Source organism: Methanobrevibacter sp. (genome assembly GCF_045644645.1).
GTDB lineage: Archaea > Methanobacteriota > Methanobacteria > Methanobacteriales > Methanobacteriaceae > Methanocatella.
The window spans coordinates 1-19,345 of the sequence record NZ_JAZRHE010000116.1 but is presented as its reverse complement, the minus strand read 5'-3'; the positions used below and the strand labels follow the sequence as shown (position 1 = coordinate 19,345).

At 35.6% G+C, this 19,345-nt stretch carries 24 protein-coding genes; 20 read left to right on the top strand and 4 right to left on the bottom strand.

Features of this window, described 5'->3' with window-relative positions:
- Positions 1-529, bottom strand: a 529-nt coding sequence (locus ACKI4K_RS06565; RefSeq protein WP_407423446.1) for an NAD(P)-dependent oxidoreductase, incomplete at its 3' end; no start/stop codon positions are given.
- A 169-nt stretch (positions 530-698) separates the two neighbouring features.
- On the opposite strand from ACKI4K_RS06565, the gene ACKI4K_RS06560 reads away from it, so the two are divergent.
- Positions 699-1,037, top strand: coding sequence for a heavy metal-binding domain-containing protein (locus ACKI4K_RS06560; RefSeq protein ID WP_407423444.1), 339 nt, complete (start codon positions 699-701; stop codon positions 1,035-1,037).
- A 78-nt stretch (positions 1,038-1,115) separates the two neighbouring features.
- A complete protein-coding gene (locus ACKI4K_RS06555) occupies positions 1,116-1,841 on the top strand; it encodes a hypothetical protein (RefSeq protein WP_407423442.1) in 726 nt (241 codons plus the stop codon).
- Here ACKI4K_RS06555 and ACKI4K_RS06550 read toward each other — a convergent pair.
- Both ACKI4K_RS06550 and ACKI4K_RS06545 read right to left on the bottom strand, forming a co-directional pair.
- A complete protein-coding gene (locus tag ACKI4K_RS06550; RefSeq protein ID WP_407423440.1) occupies positions 1,838-2,224 on the bottom strand; it encodes a hypothetical protein in 387 nt (128 codons plus the stop codon). The two genes, ACKI4K_RS06555 and ACKI4K_RS06550, sit on opposite strands and share 4 nt — an antisense overlap.
- A gap of 9 nt (positions 2,225-2,233) precedes the next feature.
- On the bottom strand, positions 2,234-3,172 hold the full coding sequence (locus ACKI4K_RS06545; RefSeq protein WP_407423438.1) for a transcriptional regulator: 939 nt from the start codon (positions 3,170-3,172) through the stop codon (positions 2,234-2,236).
- Between the two features lie 57 nt (positions 3,173-3,229).
- Here ACKI4K_RS06545 and ACKI4K_RS06540 point away from each other — a divergent pair, with 57 nt between their 5' ends.
- The 9 genes from ACKI4K_RS06540 (at position 3,230) to ACKI4K_RS06500 (ending at position 11,028) form a co-directional block, all read left to right on the top strand.
- The gene (locus ACKI4K_RS06540; RefSeq protein ID WP_407423436.1) at positions 3,230-4,492 is read left to right on the top strand and encodes a DUF1743 domain-containing protein; all 1,263 of its coding nucleotides are present in this window, start codon (positions 3,230-3,232) and stop codon (positions 4,490-4,492) included.
- 180 nt (positions 4,493-4,672) lie between these two features.
- Positions 4,673-5,551 carry a DUF3100 domain-containing protein gene (locus tag ACKI4K_RS06535; RefSeq protein ID WP_407423434.1) on the top strand — a complete coding sequence of 293 codons (879 nt, stop codon included), beginning with the start codon at positions 4,673-4,675 and terminating at the stop codon, positions 5,549-5,551.
- The gene (locus ACKI4K_RS06530; RefSeq protein ID WP_407423432.1) at positions 5,551-6,042 is read left to right on the top strand and encodes a hypothetical protein; all 492 of its coding nucleotides are present in this window, start codon (positions 5,551-5,553) and stop codon (positions 6,040-6,042) included. The genes ACKI4K_RS06535 and ACKI4K_RS06530 overlap by 1 nt, the downstream gene beginning before the upstream one ends.
- A 91-nt stretch (positions 6,043-6,133) precedes the next feature.
- A complete protein-coding gene (locus ACKI4K_RS06525; protein ID WP_407423430.1) occupies positions 6,134-7,543 on the top strand; it encodes an MmgE/PrpD family protein in 1,410 nt (469 codons plus the stop codon).
- A 5-nt stretch (positions 7,544-7,548) separates the two neighbouring features.
- Positions 7,549-8,451 carry a peptidase gene (locus ACKI4K_RS06520; RefSeq protein ID WP_407423428.1) on the top strand — a complete coding sequence of 301 codons (903 nt, stop codon included), beginning with the start codon at positions 7,549-7,551 and terminating at the stop codon, positions 8,449-8,451.
- Between the two features lie 4 nt (positions 8,452-8,455).
- A complete protein-coding gene (locus ACKI4K_RS06515) occupies positions 8,456-9,328 on the top strand; it encodes a fumarate hydratase (protein ID WP_407423427.1) in 873 nt (290 codons plus the stop codon).
- A 47-nt stretch (positions 9,329-9,375) separates the two neighbouring features.
- The gene (locus tag ACKI4K_RS06510) at positions 9,376-10,173 is read left to right on the top strand and encodes a citryl-CoA lyase (protein WP_407423425.1); all 798 of its coding nucleotides are present in this window, start codon (positions 9,376-9,378) and stop codon (positions 10,171-10,173) included.
- Positions 10,174-10,178: 5 nt separating this feature from the next.
- The gene (locus tag ACKI4K_RS06505; protein WP_407423423.1) at positions 10,179-10,688 is read left to right on the top strand and encodes a nitroreductase family protein; all 510 of its coding nucleotides are present in this window, start codon (positions 10,179-10,181) and stop codon (positions 10,686-10,688) included.
- Between the two features lies 1 nt (position 10,689).
- Positions 10,690-11,028 (top strand): hypothetical protein, encoded by a 339-nt coding sequence (locus ACKI4K_RS06500; RefSeq protein ID WP_407423421.1) that lies wholly within the window; start codon positions 10,690-10,692, stop codon positions 11,026-11,028.
- Here the strand turns inward: ACKI4K_RS06500 and ACKI4K_RS06495 are convergent.
- Positions 11,018-11,347: a hypothetical protein gene (locus tag ACKI4K_RS06495; RefSeq protein ID WP_407423419.1), complete on the bottom strand. Its 330-nt coding sequence runs from the start codon at positions 11,345-11,347 to the stop codon at positions 11,018-11,020. The genes ACKI4K_RS06500 and ACKI4K_RS06495 overlap by 11 nt on opposite strands.
- Positions 11,348-11,411: 64 nt before the next feature.
- Here ACKI4K_RS06495 and ACKI4K_RS06490 point away from each other — a divergent pair, with 64 nt between their 5' ends.
- From ACKI4K_RS06490 to ACKI4K_RS06450, 9 genes are all read left to right on the top strand, one after another.
- Positions 11,412-11,762, top strand: a complete 351-nt coding sequence (locus tag ACKI4K_RS06490; protein ID WP_407423417.1) for a hypothetical protein — start codon at positions 11,412-11,414, stop codon at positions 11,760-11,762.
- 164 nt (positions 11,763-11,926) lie between these two features.
- On the top strand, positions 11,927-12,241 hold the full coding sequence (ahaH, locus tag ACKI4K_RS06485; RefSeq protein ID WP_407423415.1) for an ATP synthase archaeal subunit H: 315 nt from the start codon (positions 11,927-11,929) through the stop codon (positions 12,239-12,241).
- A gap of 11 nt (positions 12,242-12,252) precedes the next feature.
- A complete protein-coding gene (locus ACKI4K_RS06480; protein ID WP_407423413.1) occupies positions 12,253-14,253 on the top strand; it encodes a V-type ATP synthase subunit I in 2,001 nt (666 codons plus the stop codon).
- 63 nt (positions 14,254-14,316) lie between these two features.
- Entirely contained in the window at positions 14,317-14,808 is a 492-nt protein-coding gene (locus ACKI4K_RS06475) for a V-type ATP synthase subunit K (RefSeq protein ID WP_407423411.1), read from the top strand.
- A 12-nt stretch (positions 14,809-14,820) separates the two neighbouring features.
- Positions 14,821-15,432, top strand: coding sequence for a V-type ATP synthase subunit E (locus ACKI4K_RS06470; protein WP_407423409.1), 612 nt, complete (start codon positions 14,821-14,823; stop codon positions 15,430-15,432).
- 16 nt (positions 15,433-15,448) lie between these two features.
- Positions 15,449-16,600, top strand: a complete 1,152-nt coding sequence (locus tag ACKI4K_RS06465) for a V-type ATP synthase subunit C (protein WP_407423407.1) — start codon at positions 15,449-15,451, stop codon at positions 16,598-16,600.
- Positions 16,597-16,914, top strand: coding sequence for a V-type ATP synthase subunit F (locus tag ACKI4K_RS06460; protein ID WP_407423405.1), 318 nt, complete (start codon positions 16,597-16,599; stop codon positions 16,912-16,914). The genes ACKI4K_RS06465 and ACKI4K_RS06460 overlap by 4 nt, the downstream gene beginning before the upstream one ends.
- The gene (locus ACKI4K_RS06455) at positions 16,911-18,653 is read left to right on the top strand and encodes an ATP synthase subunit A (RefSeq protein WP_407423403.1); all 1,743 of its coding nucleotides are present in this window, start codon (positions 16,911-16,913) and stop codon (positions 18,651-18,653) included. Before ACKI4K_RS06460 ends, ACKI4K_RS06455 begins: the two co-directional genes overlap by 4 nt.
- Before the next feature lie 2 nt (positions 18,654-18,655).
- Positions 18,656-19,345 (top strand): V-type ATP synthase subunit B (locus ACKI4K_RS06450; protein ID WP_407423401.1); only part of this gene is annotated, 690 nt, incomplete at its 3' end.

Here is a 19,345-nt window from a genome sequence, read left to right as displayed (position 1 = left end):
TTGCTACTTCTTCAGGCAAGTATGGATCGTATGCAACAGCATCCATTTCAAATGCTTTACATCTGTTCACTACTTGAGAACCGATTCTTCCCATTCCGATTACACCGAGAGTTTTGTTTCTAAGTTCAACTCCCATAAATCTTTTCTTTTCCCATTTTCCTTCTTTTACAGATTTGTCTGCAATGGATAATTTACGTGCCATGGAAAGTAATAATCCCATGGTATGTTCAGCTACAGTAATGGAAGTAGATTCTGGTGAATTGACTACCATTATACCTTTTTCAGTAGCAGCATCCAAATCGATGTTGTCTACTCCGACACCTGCTCTTGCAATAATTTTCATATTGTCTGCTTTTTGGATAATGTCTGCAGTAAGTTTTGTTCTACTTCGCACTACAATTCCATCATATTCGTGGATGGTATTTGCCAATTCTTCAGGAGTGATGCTGGTGTCTACTACAACCTCAGCCACTTCCTTTAAATTTTCAATACCTTTCTCATTAATAGCATCAGCAATTAATACTTTCATTTTTTCACCATATTGTTTTTTTTTAAAAGAATATTTAATAGTAAATATTAGTTAAAAATATGTTTTATATTATATTTATAATTTCAATAATAATAACAAATATTATTAATAAGTTAAATAAAAATATTAAATTGTAATTGATTTACAAATAAAAAATTAGGTGATGAATATGGTAAGTGTGGATGAATTTCCAATTTCAACTGCAAATGACATTCCGGGTTTCAGAATCGTTGAGACAAAAGGGTTCATTTGGGGTTTAACAGTCAGAAGTAGGGGAGCCGGCGGACAAATTGGTGCTGGCGTTAAGTCATTGTTTGGCGGTGAAATCAAACAATACATCCAGATGATGGAAGAATCAAGGGATGAAGCTTTAACTAGGGCAATTGACCATGCAAAAGAATTGGGTGCCAATGGAATTGTTGCAATTAGATTTGACTCAAATGAAATATCCAATGTCATGCAAGAGATCCTTGTTTATGGAACAGCTGTTGTAGTCGAAAAAGAGTAAGGTGATACAATTTTTTTAGACGATTTTGAAGTTAAAGGCAAATCCATTCCGCAAACGATTCTAGGATATGGTCCATTTATGGCAGAGCTTTACTATGGCCATAGGTCAAGGCTTTACTTAGATGATTTGTATAACAATCCGCAATATGTCTGCGAAGTCATTCAAGAAGCTTACAGTCATGGAATAAGGGCTATTAACCTTGTCAATAATCCGAATTTGCTTAAGGCATATGAGCTTGCAGTTGATGCAGGATATGAGATGAAAGTAATCGCTACGATTGGCAAATCGGATGTTGATTATTTAAATCCAAATTATGAAGTTGCAAAAGAAGTCGATTGGGATAGGGACATTGAGCTGTTTTCAAGCTATGATTGCCCTTTGATGTTGGTTGATGAATTTATAGTTGATGGATATGATTGGAAATTAACTTCAAAAATATTGTCTGAAATTAACGATACTGGTGCCCTTTCGGGCATTGTAACGGCGTTTCCATCAAAAACCACTGATTTGCTTCCAGATAATTTGGATATGGGACTGTTTGATTTTTATATGATTCCTTTTAATTCAATATCTTATATGATGGATATTAATGCGTTCAATGCTTCTCAAAGACAAGAATTTGTTGATAGGGTTTTAAGTTTAAATAAAAAAATAATAGCCACCAGAATTTTAGCGGCTGGTGTTTTAAAGCCAGAAGAATCATTTACATTTTTTAAAAATTTAGATTATATCGATGCCGTCTCAATTGGGGTTGCTAAAGTTGAAGAGGCCCGTGAGGATTTCGAGCTTTTAAAGCAATATTAGAATTTGATTACTTCATATTCATCGAAAGGAACCAAATTTTCTTCCTCAAGAGATTCATTTAATTTTTTCAAACCATTTATCAAATCTTTTATATTCTTATTAGACGGTTTTTTGCCGGTTATCTGCAGGTATTGCCTTGGAGAAATTTCACAGAATTCGCATTCAAAATTGCAGCATCTGCCCTTTTCTTCACATCCGTATCCTTCCTGTGATTCATCAGTGCCAATCACTATGTCATCTAAAATTTTAGATACTCTTTCATCAGATGCAAACATGGCTATTTTTTGTGTTTTTCCGCAAATTCCAATTGCCTTTTGGCCTGCATAATTGCAGACCCATTTTATAGGATAGTTTTCCAGTCCGTCAATACTTAAATTCTCCATAATACCACTTTAATTTTCTTTTCGCTCTCTTATCATTTTTAATAATTCTTTTGAGTTTTCAAACTCTTTTAACTCCCAAGATTTAATCACAGGGATTGTTCCAATCGATTCCTTTATTTTTTCATTGTTTATGATGAATACCGGTTCGGATGTTGTAACCATTGACAAGTCTTTTAAAGGGATTGCCATTCTTTTTAAGGTTTTTTCAGTCCTGTTTTTTTCCACATTTGCAATTAACGGTGAATGTTTATCTGAACTTTTCATTTTAGCAACTGCATCAAATGGACTTTTGTTTGTAGAGACAACTCCATACCCTAGCTTTGATAAATCAAGTGTGTCATCACCTTCATTAAATTTAATATCTTCCAGTTGTGGTTGTTTTAATAAGTCAATATCTAATGTAACTTTAGTATTCAAAATCTCCTCTAAAATCATTGCGGTTTCGGTATTTGCGCGTACAATTTCATTTTCATATTTGTACATTGTAGCTCTGGATACATGTGCCAAATCCGCTAAATCTTTTAGGGATAATGAATATTCTTCACGATATTGTTTTATGACATTGCCGTCGATTTTAACAAAATATCCGCCCCTGTCCGCTAAAATCTCAGGGTATTCATTGTATAAAATCATATTTTTCAATGTATCAAAACCAATTGTCGGAATGTCATACCTTTCATAGATTACTCCTTCTTCCAGCATTCCATTTCTTGATTTTTCGCCAATGATTATCGGGGAAGCGAGAAATATGTTGGCTAATTGCTTCATTTCATGAGCATTACTTTCATTAATGCTATCTATATTTTGAAATGTTTTTAAAAGTAGGATAAGTAAGTTTTTACGTGCCACAATATCAAATGATCCTTGGTCATATATGTCAGAAGTTTTATAACCTTGAGATTTTAATAAGTTTTCAATTTGTTGTAGCAGCTGGCTTCGAGTTAACATTTTATCCCCTTGTAAACTATATATTGTTATAACTCTAATATATTTTATAATTTAAAGGTGATTATAATTAAGTATTTACATATTGGAATAGATGATACTGATTCTCCTGATGGGATGTGCACAACATATCTGGCAAGTCAGATAATTAATGAGTTTAAGGGCAATGGAATTGAACTTGCAGAGTATCCCAGATTAATCAGATTAAATCCTTTTGCAAGGTTCAAGACCCGTGGAAATGGTGGAGTCAGTTTAAAAATATTAAATGATGATAAAGCTAATTTGGCTCGCCGAATCGTTCTTTCTAAAGTAGAAGAACTCTCCATGTTTGATTGTGACAACACCAATCCTGGTGTAATCTTTTATGAGGGGAAAATCACAAAAGAAATGCAGGATTATGCATTCAGAGCAATCTATGAATTCATTACAATAGATGAAGCGGAGGAATTCGGAAAGTCAGTAGGTTGCGAAATACATAAATTCAAAAAAGGTAGGGGAATTATCGGATCAATTGCAGCTATTAGCCTACCATTATCAGATTATACTTTCGAGTTACTAACATATAGGGATTCTAAAAATTACGGTACCAAAAGACAGATTGACTATGAATCCGTTTATGAAATGGATAAAAAGACTTTTCCAGACACATTTGAAAATATTGATTATTCAGAAGATTACATTGCCATTGAGCCTAAAACACCATGTCCCGTTTTATATGGTATTCGCTCAAATACTGTTGAATCACTTGAAAATGCAAAAAATATTGTTAAAGTCAAAGAACCCATTGTGGACTGGTGTATTTTTAAAACAAATCAACATACGGATATGCACATTCAAAAAGCACAAAACATCTCCAATATGAATCAATTTGGATGCTATGAGGTTGTGGGTGAGGTAAAAAATAAACCCACTATTATCGATGGGGGGCACATGTTCTTTTATATAACTGACGAGTCCGGAGAGATTGAATGCGGAGCCTATGAACCTACGAAAAACTTTAGAAAAACAGTATCCTATTTGATGCCGGGAGATATCATAAAAGTCTTTGGTGGTATTGGCGAGCAGAATACATTTAACATTGAAAAATTTCAGGTTTTGCAATTGAATGATGTTGAGTATCAAAATCCGATATGTGAATGTGGAAAAAGAATGACTTCGGCGGGTAAAAACAAGGGATTCAAATGTAAAAAATGCGGGAATAAGATCAAATCCAGCGAAAAAGTTCCTGTTAAAATTTCACGCAAATTAATAAACTCCAAATTTTATGAAACTCCCGTTTCTGCAAGGAGGCACTTGTCAAAACCACTTTGCCGTATTAAATAATTCCTATTTTTATTCTTATTCAGTGAACTTTTTACTATATTTTCATATGTTTTTATTCATGTTTTGTGAATTTTTGAGAATTAAATGCTATTAATTTTAATATTATGTTTTAAGAAAATTATATTAATTAAGCATTTTTGATAATTTTTTGTGCTAGGTTGGGAGTGGACACTTATTCCAATGAAAGACAATGATGGGCAAGTTGAGCACATCTATCGTGAAAAGACGGATAAGAGGATTTTGAATAAAAATCCTTGGAGAGATTACAGATTACATGTTACTGTGCTATTTTTAGTTGTTATTGCTGAGTTGATAGGAACTATCAAAATTCCAATAGCCAAAGATGTTGCCATAACAATAATGCCTTTAATTTATACTATTATTTTGGGTCTTGTTTTTTATTTAGCCAAACCAATCAAATGGATTCAAAGAAAACAAGCGCGTATTGCTGAAGGGGCAATGATGCTTTTCATTGGTGTTTTAATTGCTAAATTAGCAGTTTCTAGCGGACAGTCAATAGGTTTAATTTTTGATATGGGGCCTGCGTTAATTCTACAGGAATTGGGACACTTGGCAACCATTTTAGTCCTTCCAATTGCATTGCTTTTAGGGTTTAAAAGAGAATCTATTGGTATGACTAACTCTATTGGTAGGGAACCTAACGTCGCTGTTGTCGTTGATAAATACGGTTTCAATTCTCCTGAATCAAGGGGGGTCTTTGCAATATTTATCATCGGGACAGTTATAGGTACAATATTTATTAGCTTTTTAGTTACATTCTCATTATCTTTCATACCTCTGCATCCATATGCATATGCAATGGCCAGTGGTGTGGGAAGTGCCAGTATGAATGCGGCAGCTATTGGACCGACTCTTGCAGCTTTTCCGGGAATGGAAACTCAAATCGAGGCATTTGCTGGATTCAGTAATCTACTTTCGTTCTGTGTAGGAATTTATATTGTAATATTTGTTGCACTTCCATTGACTGAAAAAGTATATGATTGGTTGGAACCGAAAATTGGAAGGGAAGCAATCGTACAAAAAAAGGAGGATGAATAATGCCTGACTTAATTGACGGATCCGAAAATGTTACTGTTCATGGTATTTTTAATTGGATTTTGTTATTAATCATTTTCTCAATTATTACTGTAATAGGTAATTATTTAGGTTATAAACATCCTATGTATGATTCTTTAGTGGGGATGTTAATATTATCTGTTGTTACTCTTATGGGAGTATGGATGGAAAGGTATCTGCCATTAAACATTTCATCAATTGTATATATCAGCATAATGGGTATTGCAATTGCGTTTCCAGGAATGCCGACATCTGATTTTGTACTTCATTATGTATCTCAGGTAGAACTTCTGTCCATTGTTACTGTATTTCTAGCCTATGTTGGTATTGGTATGGGTAAAAGCTGGGATGAATTCAAGGCTTTGGGTTGGAGAGCAGTTGTCATAACTGTTTTGGTGATTGCAGCAACTTATTATGGTGCGGCTATTGTGGCGCATATTGTATTGGTTTTAACAGGAGTTCCTGCAGTTTAATAATTATTTTAAATTAAATGTAAAAAATTGTTCCAATGTGTAAGTTAACTATTTAATACTACTTTTTACATATACTAACTATAGGTGTTTTATGTTTTTACAAAATATTTCTAAATTTATTTCTAATTATCGATATGAACAAGCAACTGTAGAGTCTATTAGCACAGTCAAAGCGGCATTTTTAGACTTTTTTGGCGTAACATATAGGGGAACCTTAGAGGATGCTTCAAAAATAGCTTTCAATACAGTCGATGAAATATTTTCAGGAAATCTGAATTTAAATTTGAATGCTTCAGTCATAGGTAGGAATGTAAAAACCAATATGTTAAGTGCTGCTTTTTTAAATGCTGTTTCCGCTCACGTATTGGAATTGGATGATGGTCACAGAGGTGCCCAAATTCATTTGGGGGCGGTCATATTTCCAACTGCACTGGCAATAGCTGAAAGTCATGATTTAAGTGGAAAAGAATTTTTGGAAGGGGTTATTGTAGGTTATGAAGTTGGGATATTGCTTGGTAAAATTGTAAATCCAAATCACAGAAATAAAGGATTTCATACAACAGGCACTATTGGAACTTTTATTGCGGGGGCAGTTGCTTCTAAATTGTTAAAACTCGATGAAAAACAAACTCTGAATGCATTGGGTTTATGCGGAACTCAAGCTGCAGGGCTTCTGGAATCTGACCATGGAGGTTCGATGGGTAAAGTTTTGCATGCTGGAAAAGCTTCATATAATGGATTATTATCTGCATTGCTTGCTCGAAATGGTTTTACAGGTAGTGGAACTATATTTGAAGGCGATGAAGGATTTTTAAAAACAATGGTTTTTGACAATACTGATTATAATAAGGAGGATTTTTCATTTGAAAAGGTCTTGAAGGATGTTGGAAAAGTCCATGTGAGAGATATTTACTTTAAAAGATATCCGTTCTGCAGACACTTGCACTCATCAATAGATACGGCATTAAAACTCAAAGCAAGCATAGGTGATGAGTATGACCATATAGAAAATATTGCCGTAAAGACATATAATGTCGCTTCCGAGCATAATAACTTCAATCCAAAGAGTTTGGAAGAACTTAAACAAAGTTTGCCTTATGCGGTGGCTATCGCTTTGGTGGTTGGTGAAGTCAGTGTTGATGGAATCAACCAACTAATAGAGTATGGGCTTTTAGATAATTATTCCACTGTTGATGTGGTAAACAGCATTAAAAATCTTGTAAATGCCATGATCATAATTCCCGATGAGAAATTGAATGAGTTATATCCGGATAAACGACCCTCAAATATTATTATTAAATTAGATAAACAATTTAGAAACGGTGTTTTCCAGAATATTACTTTACTTCCAAAAGGGGACTTTGAAAACCCATTCCAGTTAAGGGAATTAATTGATAAATTCAAAGACCTAAACCCAAAATATGATGTAAAGAATTTGACTGTTATTGATACTTTGGAAGATTATTCTATGAGATATGTTGTTGACAAACTTAACGAGTAGATATTATGGACGATACAAAAAAATTTCTTAAGGAAATAGGTATTGAAGAAACTTATGATGATTTTAAGTCTGATAAAAGATTTAAAGACGGCGGACAATACCGTTTTGAAGTTCCGGGAATCCAATCTCCAAAAACTATGAATGCTCTTTTAAAGGAATCAGTTAAAAACAACATTTTTATTCACAGGGTCACTCAAACTAAGGGAATAATGATGCTGACTGATGATGAGATTAAGGAAATGGTTAATTTGGCCGTCAATTACGGTTGTGAGTTATTCCTGGCAGTAGGTCCAAGGGCAACTTATGATACGTCAGCAACAGTTCACACCAAAGAAGGAAGTAGAATCGGGTACCGGCTTAGAGGTTATGATAATTTAGTTTATGCAATCGAAGATGTAAAGAGAGCTTGCAGATTGGGTGTTCGTGGAATATTATTGTATGATGAAGGTCTATTGTGGACATTAAATAAAATGAGAAAGGCAGGTGAAATACCATTGAATGTCCACTTCAAATTATCCTCCCATGCAGGTCATTCAAATCCTGCATCGGCTAAATTGCTTGAAGGAATTGGTCTAAATTCATTGAATCCTGTTAGAGATTTGCAAATTCCTATGATTGCTGCAATTAGGAATGCAATTGAGATTCCAATTGATTTGCATACTGAAAATCCTAAATCAACCGGAGGATTCATAAGACATTATGAAGTTCCTGATTTCATTAGGGTGGCTTCACCGGTATATCTAAAAACAGGGGGGTCAGTTGCAGCCAATCATAACTGGGATACAACAGAAAAAGAGGCAATAGCCCGTATAAAACAAGTGAAATTGGTTAAAAGAGTAATTGATGATTATTTGCCTGAGGCCATCCCATCTCCGGAAAATTCCAGTTATTTGTCAATTCCAGAGTGATTTTATGGATGTAGTAAATGAGATTTCTGAGTCAATAATTAAAGCTTCAACAAAGCTATCTCAAGACAAATTAAAAGCTTTGAAAAGAGCCATTGACACAGAAACTAATGAAAATGCCTCTTGGTGTTTATCACAGATTTTAGAAAATTATCAGGTTGCCGAAAGGACTAAATTTCCATTGTGTGATGATACTGGAATTCCTCATGTTATTATTGAAGCGGGTAGTGAAAGGGAAATCACCGGTGAACTCTTAATCCAGATTCATGAAGGGATTGAATTTGGTTTAAATAATCTTCCTGCAAGGCCGATGGCAGTTAAAGGTTCTGCTGTGGAGCGAATTGAACAAAGCCAAGGTTTATTTGAAAAACCAGGGATGCTTAAACCGGCTTCAGTTCTAATTGATACTGGCATGGACGAATCAACTTATGGGAGAAATATCTCTCCAGATACTTTAAACATTCATCTTTTGCTTGAGGGTGGAGGTCCTGAAATCAGGGCCAAGACATTTAGGGTGTATCACAAAAGGTCTTTTTTGAATGTCATTGACACGGCTGTTAGTTGGTTAGGCGAATCATTAAAAATGTTGGGTTGCACGCCTTCAATTCCATCGGTGGGTATTGGAAGAACACATTTTGAAGCAACATCGCTTCTTTTAAGGTCAATTGCTTATGGCAGTTTGGACAATCAAAGCGAAATTGAAAATTATGTAACTTCGTCATTAAACGAAAGTGGTATTGGCCCAATGGGGTTTGGAGGAAAAACAACCGCTTTAGGTTCTTATGTAAATATTGGGCCTCAAAGGGCAAGTGGAGTTAGAATAGTATCTGTAAGGCCGTCTTGTTTTGTTGAACCGAGAGTGGCCTGTCTGAAATTGTAAAATTTATATGGAAATTATCTTTAATTAATAATTAGGAAGGGTCAATCATGCAAGAGAATAATTTTAGAGTTAATCCTCATTCATTAAAAACATCCATTTCCCGAGTTGAAAAGGATAGGATCATAACCAGAGGTTATAATCAAAGAGATTTGATAGAGAAAATCAGATATAGTGATATGATTTATTTGATGTTAAAGGGCCGAATACCTTCTGTTAAGGAGGGTAAAATGTTTAATCATGTTTTAGTTTCTTTCTGTGACCATGGTGTAACTCCGCCCAGCACTCAAACAGCACGTTTGGTGGCTTCGTCAGGATCTCCAATAAACTCTGCCGTTGCAGGAGCTTTATTATCCTTTGGACACAAGCATGCGGGAGCTATTGAGCAGACTATGGAATTATACCAATCTAAAATTAATTCATTGTACTTGACTGAAAATTCCGAGATCAATAATAAGCAAATCGCCAGTTTGGCTATTGAAATTCATAATGAATATATGGCTGGGGATAATAAAATGCCGGGTTTTGGTCATAGGTATCATGATGTTGACCCCAGGGCAGATAAATTGATGAGTTTGGCAATAAAAGAAGGTTTTGTAGGGCCTCACATTAAATTGGCATTGGCTCTTCAAGATTTGATATATAAAAGGAAAGGAATAAAGTTAAATGTTGACGGGGCAAATGCAGCTATCCTATCTGATTTGGGCTTTGACCCTGAACTTGGCCTTGGAATATTCATGATTGGAAGAATTCCGGGAATTATAGCTCATGTTCATGAAGAGAAAATGGATGAAGAAGAATTTAGGAAATTTTGCGATTTGGATGACATAGAATATTATGGAAGGTAATAAAAATGGAATTTAGTGATGTAATTAATGAAAGATACAGTGTTAGAGGATATCTTGACAAGGAAGTCGAAAAGGAAAAGCTTGAATATGTATTGAATGCGGCAACAATTGCACCAACAGGTGTTAACTATCAGCCTTTTAAAGTGTATGTAATTGACACTAAGAAGCATAAGGAGGAATTATCTGAAATTTATGGTGCAAGCTGGTTTGTAGAAGCTCCTTATGTATTGTGTGTTGTATCTTTAAGAGATAAGGCATGGACAAGGCCATGGGATGGAAAAAACATAGCAGATATTGATGCAACTATTGTGATGGATCACATGATTCTTGCAGCAACCGATGTTGGATTGGGCACTTGTTATATTGGAGCATTTAAGAAAAACAAGGCTCATCAATTCTTGGATTTGGATGAAAATGAAGAAGCAGTATTGTTCACCCCATTAGGTTATGGCAATGCTGAGCCAAGAGACACCCCAAGAAAAGAATTGGATGAATTTGTCGTTTATTTGGATTAATATGAAACTTTTTATTTTAAGCGCCAAGGATTCAAAGGACCTTGAAAGGATTTCTGAAGAACTGTCTCAAAAGAAGTTCAAAACCGTTGAAAGCGATAAGAACTTTATTCTGATGAAGAAAAGGAGATACGGCAACACCATAATTCAGATAGCAATTTTCATTCTTGCCCTTATGGTTTCATCATTGTTTTTGATAGCTAATGTGGTATATTTCACATATTCCTATCTCTGGGCATCCCCTCATGTATTGATTACAACTGAAAAAGAGGATGAGGACGGTCAAAAACTCGAATTCAATAGTATGGATGAAGTATTGGCAAAGGCAGATGCTACTCTATAATTTCATCTACACTATATTCTTCTATTTTTCGAATTAAAAGCGGTGTTTTGGCATTAACATATTCAGATTCTTCACCTATCTTTGCATTTATGAATACTTTATCCACTTCAGGTTCAGTGAATAAGGTGATAATGTCACCTATAAAATCATCGTAGTCTTTTTGAACATTTTCATCACTAAACCCCAAACGTGGGATTTCTTCTGTCCAGATATCCTCTCCTGGTGAAAATTTTTTATCAACAAGTCTTTCGTTATTGATTTCACCATCCAAAGTCAGTGTAAAGTCCTTATTCAATATAATCCATACTGCTCTTTCCATGTATATTCATTTAATTGTATAATGATATAAATATAATGAAATTGAAATTAAGATTAGTGTTAATATGAGAAATGTAAAAATGTTTAAATTATTGGGTGTAATGCTGGCTTTAGCGTTGATAGTCTGGGGAATTGCTCCAATATTAAGACATCAGCCATTGACAAATGATGTTATAGCTACAGCCATTATATTCGTGTTGATTGCCGTTGCATATTTTATTATAATGTTCAAGCCTCCATGGACAAAGGCGGTATTCTTCTTTGAAGGTATTATCATTGCTGTTTGTGGGTATATGTTACTTGATTTTCCATACAATATGGAACTTATTGTAGTGGGCTTAATCATCATTATTATAGCAATCCTTGCTTATTTACAAAAATTACCGCCTAGTATTTTAAAATGGTTCTACAGATAACTTATTTTTCTTTTATTCTTTTTTTATATTATTTTCTAATCTAATTATTATAATTTGAATACTTTTTTTTAATCAAAATTAAATTTTAGCTATTTATATCAAAATATTATCGTAAAAGATATATATATTGCATAATAAAAATAAATGTACCATGGTGATTAATTATGGCAGAGATATCAGGCGCAATCGAAATGATTAAAAAAGCTGAATCTGATGCTGAACAACTCATTGTTGATTCAAAATCCCAATCAAAAGATTTGATTGCGGAATCACGATTAAAAGCTGAAGAAATTATTTCTGAAGCTAAAATCGCAGCAGAAGAAGAAGCTAAAAATACTGTTTTTGATGCAGAAGATAAAGCTAAAAAAGAAGCACAGACAATTGCCGAAAAGTCCGTAGGTGATGTTAAAGCCTTAAAGGACAAAGCTATGGTGAATGTCGATGATGCTGCTTCAGTTATTGTCAAAAATATTTTGTAGTGTGAGTTTATATGTTCAAGACAGCTAGAATGCGTAAAATTAGAATAGTTACACTGGAAAAGTATGTAGCTCCTACAGTGGATGCGCTCCACGAATCAGGGCTTATACAAGTCAGTGATATTTCTGAAAGCATTCAGCAGGATCCTGAATTGGCGGAATTAGTAGCTCCTGCAAAGGCTACTCCTTACACAGGTAAATTATCTTCACTTCTAATGAAAACTAACGGTATATCTGAACTATTAGGAGATTCTTTATCAGAAGGCCATGGATTAAAAGATACTTTAATGTCTTTTATTAGTCCGGACATGCCCGTTCAAAAAGAAGTTGAGGCTTTAAGCACTGAAGAGTTTATCAAGAAGGCTGAAGATACATTGGCTCAGGTAGAGAGTAAAACAAGCGTTATTGAAGGAAAGCTAGCCGCACTCGATGCTGAAACAAGTGAACTCAAGTCTAATAAAAGTTTAGCTAATCGCTTATCTAATTTTGACATGGATTTAGCTCTTTTAAAAGATTCCAAGTACACTTCTACTACTGTTGGTAGGATTAATGCTGAATCTTCTTCAGAAATCAAAAATGAATTAAGTAAATTGACAGACGAATTAGAGGTATTTACTGTTCCTATGGATGATAAGGAAGGAGAAATTATCACTGTAGTAACATTAAAAGAATTTAGTGATGATGTTTATTCAACACTTCGTAAATTCGACTTTGAGAAAATTGAAGTAGGTGATGTTGAAGGAACTCCTCAACATATTATTTCAAATGCTGATTCAAGATTATTGACCATCGAGTCAGAACGTGCTGCTGTTAAAACAGAATTAAGAGCAGTCGCTGAAGAGTGGGATGATGAGATATTAGCGCTCAAAGAACAATTAGAAAATGAAAAAGAAAAGAATGAAATACTTTCTTCTTTTGTTCAAACTAAGGATGCTTACGTACTTGAAGCATGGGTACCTGTAAAAGATACTGAAAAAGTTGAACAATTAGTTGAAAAATGTTCTGAAGGTCACTGTGCTTTCGAATTAATTGAAGTTGAAGGTACAGATGATGAAGATGTTCCTGTTTTACAACAAAACGGATGGTATGCAAAGCCTTTCGAATATCTTGTTGATATGTACTCCCCAGTACGTTATAATGAGATTGATCCAACAATATTTGTTGCAATCACATTTCCATTATTCTTCGGTTTCTGTTTAACCGATGCAGTTTATGGTTTGGTTGTGGCAGCTATTGGTGTTGTCTTATTGAAAGGTGTAGGTAAAATTAAGGAATCCATGCATTCATTTGGTTGGATTTTAATCTGGTCCGGTCTGTGGGCCGTTATACTAGGGTTGCTGACCAATGGTTTTATTGGGGATTTCCCAGAAAGATTGGCAGGTTTCCGTTTACCGACAGTATTTGCTCCTGTTGAAGCATTCAAACACCCGGATACTATTTTGTTAATCGCTATTGCTCTCGGTCTTATATATGTAAATATAGGATTTATCATAGGTGCAATCGATAACTTAAGATACGGCAATACTAAAGAGGCTATCGGTTCTCAAATCGTTTGGTTTGTTTTCGAAGCCGGTATTATTTTCCTTGTATTAGGATACTTGGGAATGCTCGGTATGATAGGCTTGATTTTGGGTGGAATATTAATAATTGCTGCTCTTGGAATGTTAGTATGGGCTAACGGCGCATATGGTTTAATGGATGTCTTCGGTTTCATGGGGGACGTTTTATCATTTGCTCGTCTTTTAGCATTATGTTTGGCTACTGGTGGTATCGCCATGACAGTAAACATCTTAGCTCAAATGATAAACGGTATGGTTCCATATGCAGGAATAGTGCTTGCAATAATCATATTTGTATTTGGTCACATTGCAAACTTCGCTTTCCAGGTATTAGGTGCATTTATTAACGCTTTACGTCTGAACTATGTAGAGTTCTTCTCACAATTCTTCATGGCAGGTAAAGGAAAATTCGAAGCTTTCAAAGCAAAAAGAACATTTACTAAAGTTAAAAATTAAAATTTTTCATTTATATAATTTAAATTATTAAAAATCAATATTATTCAAAAAGGTGAATTAAATATGGTAGCAGAAATTACAGGTACTGCTTTAGCAGCTATTGGTGCTGGAGTAGCAATTGGTTTTGCCGGATTAGGTTCCGGTTTAGGGCAAGGTATGGCAGCTGCTGGATCTGTAGGAGCAGTTGCAGAAGACAATGATATGTTTGCTAGAGGTATTATTTTCTCTGCATTGCCAGAGACCCAAGCTATTTACGGTTTCTTGATTGCAATTTTATTATTAGTATTCTCAGGTTTATTAGCTGGTGACTTATCCAAATTGGATATTAATGTAGGTATTGTAGCTATTGGTGTCGGTGCAGCAATTGGTTTTGCTGGTTTAGGTTCCGGTATGGGACAAGGTATGGCAGCAGCATCATCCGTTGGAGCTGTTGTTGAAGACAATGACATGTTTGCTAGAGGTATTATTTTCTCTGCATTGCCAGAGACCCAAGCTATTTACGGTTTCTTGATTGCTATCTTGCTCATGGTATTCAGTGGAATGTTAGCTGGTTAAGGAGGCAATTTTATGAGCTCAGGCACAGATAAAATTGTTTCAAGCATTATGTCTGAAGCCCAAGAGAAAGCTGATGTAATCATTCAGGATGCAAATGCTGATGCTTCAGCAATTACCGCGAATGCTGAAAAAACAGCTGAAGCTGAAAAACTTAAAATTTTGGAAAACGGTAAAAAACAATCTGATATGAGATATCAGCAAATTATCTCTGAAGCTAAGATGAATGCTCGTAGAGCAAAACTAGGCGCTAAAGAAGAAGTAATCGAAGCGGCTTTCAATCAAGCAACTGGAGAATTAAAAGCAATCGCTGCTGAAGGTAATGATGATTATAAAGACTCATTAGCAAAAATGATTCAAGAAGCGGCTGCTGAAATTGGAACTGATGATTTAATTATCCATTTAAACGAAGCCGATACAGATAAATTCAAACAAGACTTATCTTCATCTGATAGCTTTGAATTAGATGGCATCAAATTCACTTTAGGCGAACCTATCGATGCTATTGGTGGAGCTATCTTAAAAACCAGTAATGGAGATATTGAAGTAAATAATACTATTGAAGCTAGATTAGAAAGATATAAAAGTATCTTACGTAGTGAAGTTGCAGAAATTTTATTTAAATAATTGAGGAGGATAAATTATGGTAGATAATGCTACAGCACTAAGCGCTCTTGGACTTTCACCAGAGTTAACACTTGTCTTGTGTATTGTTGCAGTGCTTATTGTTGGCGCGATTGTTGTAATTGTTGCATCCAGACCAGTTTTGGACATTTATCCTTATTTCAACCCAAGTTCAAGAGTGAGAGCCAGAAAAGGAAGACTGCTCAATGAAAAGCAGATTTCTGAACTCGTTGAAACCAGCGAAGTTGAAGAAGTTGAAAACTATCTTAGAGGTTTTCCTGATTATGCAGATGTTTTAGATGAATATCCTCTTGATAAAGCATTAGACGTGGAACGTGCTAATACTTATGACTTTGTTGCCGGCTTAGCTCCTAAAGACATTAAAGATCCGTTTGTTATAATGTCTAAAAAAGCAGACATCGACAACATCAAAAGTCTTTTAACTGCTAAAGAAGTAGGCCTTTCAACTGAAGAAACTAGGGAATTGCTGATTCCTCGCGGATCATTATATGGTGATTTGGAATCTTTAGTTGATGCTGACAATGTAACTGACATAGTCACAAGTTTAGATGGTACAGAATACGCCGCAGCTTTAGAAGATGCTCTTCCACAATATGAAGATACTAAAATGGTTCTTCCATTAGAATCCGCTTTAGATAAGTATTATTTGGGCAAATTATTACGTTCTACTGATGTTCCATCCGATGAAAATAAGCAAATATTATACTCTTATGTTGGAACACAAGTTGATGTAGCTAATCTTAAACTAATTATAAGGGCAAAAGCAGATGGTCTTGATTATGATGCAATCTCTCCTTATATATTAGAAGAAGGATACCAATTACGTGAATGGAAACTAAAAGATTTAATGGAATCTCCTGATGTTACCAATGTAATATCCGGATTGGAAGGAACAAAATATGCTGAAGCATTAACTGATGTGATGCCAGTTTACAATGAAACCGGTTCAGTTGCAGTATTTGAAAAGGCATTGGACGTTTACACTTCCGAGTATTCAAAATCTTTAGCATCTAAAAAACCATTAGGTATTGGTCCAATTATTGGTTATTTAAGTCAAAAAGAAAACGAAATTAAAAATTTAAAAATTATTGCAAGAGCGAAAAGAGAAGCAGACTTCCCTAATTCTAAAATCATGGAGATGTTAATATGAGTTCAGTCGCAGTTATTGGTGATATTGACACCGTTTCAGGATTTAGATTAGGTGGTGTCAAACAAGCAGAAGTAGTTAACACTTCTGAAGAGGCTATTGCAGCTTTTGATAAATTTTTCGAAGACGAAATTTCAATTATTATTATTACACAGGAATTGGCAAACCAAATCAGAGATTATATTAACAGAAAAGTAGGTTCTGATGTTTTACCAATGATAATTGAAATACCTGATAAAGATGGGTCCTCTGAAGGTTCATCTGATCAAATAAATGACCTTATTAAACGAGTTATCGGGGTAGAGATGGTTAAATGATTATTGAAGGAAATATTATTAAGATCGCTGGGCCTGTTATTGTCGCAGATGGTATGAGAGGGGCTCAGATGCTTGAGATGGTTAGGGTAGGTGACGAGAAGCTTATCGGTGAAATCATTGAGCTTGAAGGTGACACCGCAACTATCCAAGTATATGAAGAAACAGCCGGTATCCAGCCGGGTGAAGTAGTTGAATGTACTGGTGGAGCATTGTCAGTAGAACTTGGTCCTGGTGTAATGAGTTCTATTTTTGATGGAATTCAAAGGCCTTTAAGAATCATCAGAGAAGAATCTGGTGACTTTATTGCAAGAGGTATTGATGTAGACTCCGTCAACAAAGAGAAAAAATGGACTTTCAAACCAGTAGCTAAAGTCGGTGATGTTTTACAGGGTGGAGACGTGCTTGGTGAAGTACAGGAAACCACTGCAGTATTGCACAAAATCATGGTTCCTCCAACACTTGAAGGTGAAGTTACTGAAATTGCACCTGAAGGCGATTACACAGTATTGGATGATATCGCTGAAGTGGGAGGTCAAAAAGTTCAAATGCTCCAAAAATGGCCTGTAAAAAGAAGCCGTCCTTATGTTAGAAAATTAGACCCTGATGTACCTTTAGTAACTGGTCAAAGAGCACAAGACACATTCTTCTCTGTAGCTAAAGGTGGGGCAGCAGCTATTCCAGGTCCTTTCGGATCAGGTAAAACTGTTACACAACAGCAATTAGCTAAATGGGCAGACGCAGACATCGTTGTATATATCGGATGTGGAGAACGTGGTAACGAAATGACTGAAGTACTTACCGAATTCCCATTCCTTGACGACCCTAAAACCGGAAACCCATTGATGGACAGAACTGTTCTTATTGCAAACACTTCTAACATGCCGGTAGCAGCTCGTGAAGCTTGCGTATATACTGGTATTACAATTGCTGAATACTACCGTGACCAAGGTTACGATGTGGCTCTTATGGCAGACTCAACCTCAAGATGGGCTGAAGCTATGAGGGAGATTTCAGGAAGATTAGAAGAAATGCCTGGGGAAGAAGGTTACCCAGCATACTTGGCATCCAGATTAGCTCAATTCTACGAAAGAGCTGGAAGGGTAGAAACCATTGGTACAGAATCACATGTAGCATCCATTTCTGTAGTCGGTGCGGTATCTCCTCCTGGTGGGGACTTGTCCGAACCTGTTACACAAAACACATTACGTATCTGTAAGGTGTTCTGGGCGCTAGATGCATCCCTTGCGGATAAACGTCACTTCCCTTCAATCGACTGGTTGCAAAGTTATTCATTGTATGTGGACAGTATTGAAGGATGGTGGGCTGAAAACGTAGCAGCAGACTGGAGAGCAACACGTGACCAAGCTATGAGCCTATTGCAAAAGGAATCAGAGTTACAAGAAATTGTACAATTGGTTGGTCCTGATGCATTACCTGAATCTGACCAAGCTACTTTGGAAACCACCCGTATGTTAAGAGAAGACTTCTTGCAGCAAAATGCATTTGACGATGTGGACACATACTGTGCTCCTGATAAACAGTACAAAATGTTAAAAACCATTTTACTGTTCTACAAAGAATCTCTTGCAGCTGTTAACAGAGGTGCTCCAATTGCAAACATTGTAGCTTTACCTGTTAAAGAAGAAATTGGTAAAATGAAATACATACACCAAGATGAATTTGACGAAAAAATTGCAGAAATTCAAGCAGCAATTACTAAACAATGCAGTGAGGCTTAAAAATGAATACAAATATTAAAACTAGAGAATATACTACTGTATCTGAAGTCTCCGGTCCTTTGATGGTTGTTGAAGGGGTAGAAGGCGTTGGTTACAATGAAATTGTAGATATTGAAACACCTACTGGTGAAAAAAGAAGTGGACAAGTTCTTGAAGTAACTAAAGATGTTGCTGTTATCCAAGTGTTCGAAGGAACAAATGACTTAAACACCAAAGATACCAAAACAAGATTCACCGGTCAAACCGCAAAAATCGGTGTATCCAGAGACATGATGGGTCGTATCTTTAACGGTATTGGTAAGCCTATTGACGGCGGACCAGAAATCATTCCAGACGAAGAATTGGATATTAACGGGGCTCCTATGAACCCTGCTTCCCGTGAATTCCCTGAAGAATTTATTCAAACTGGTATCTCAACTATTGACGGAATGAACACATTAGTAAGGGGACAAAAACTTCCTATTTTCTCAGGGTCTGGTTTACCTCACAACGATTTAGCTGTACAAATTGCAAGACAAGCAAAAGTACTTGGTGCAGACGACGAGTTTGCGGTAATTTTCGCAGCTATGGGTATTACAAACGAAGAAGCAAACTTCTTTATGAGAGACTTCGAACGTACTGGAGCTTTAGAAAAATTAACAGTATTCATGAACTTAGCAGACGACCCTGCTATTGAAAGAATCTTAACTCCA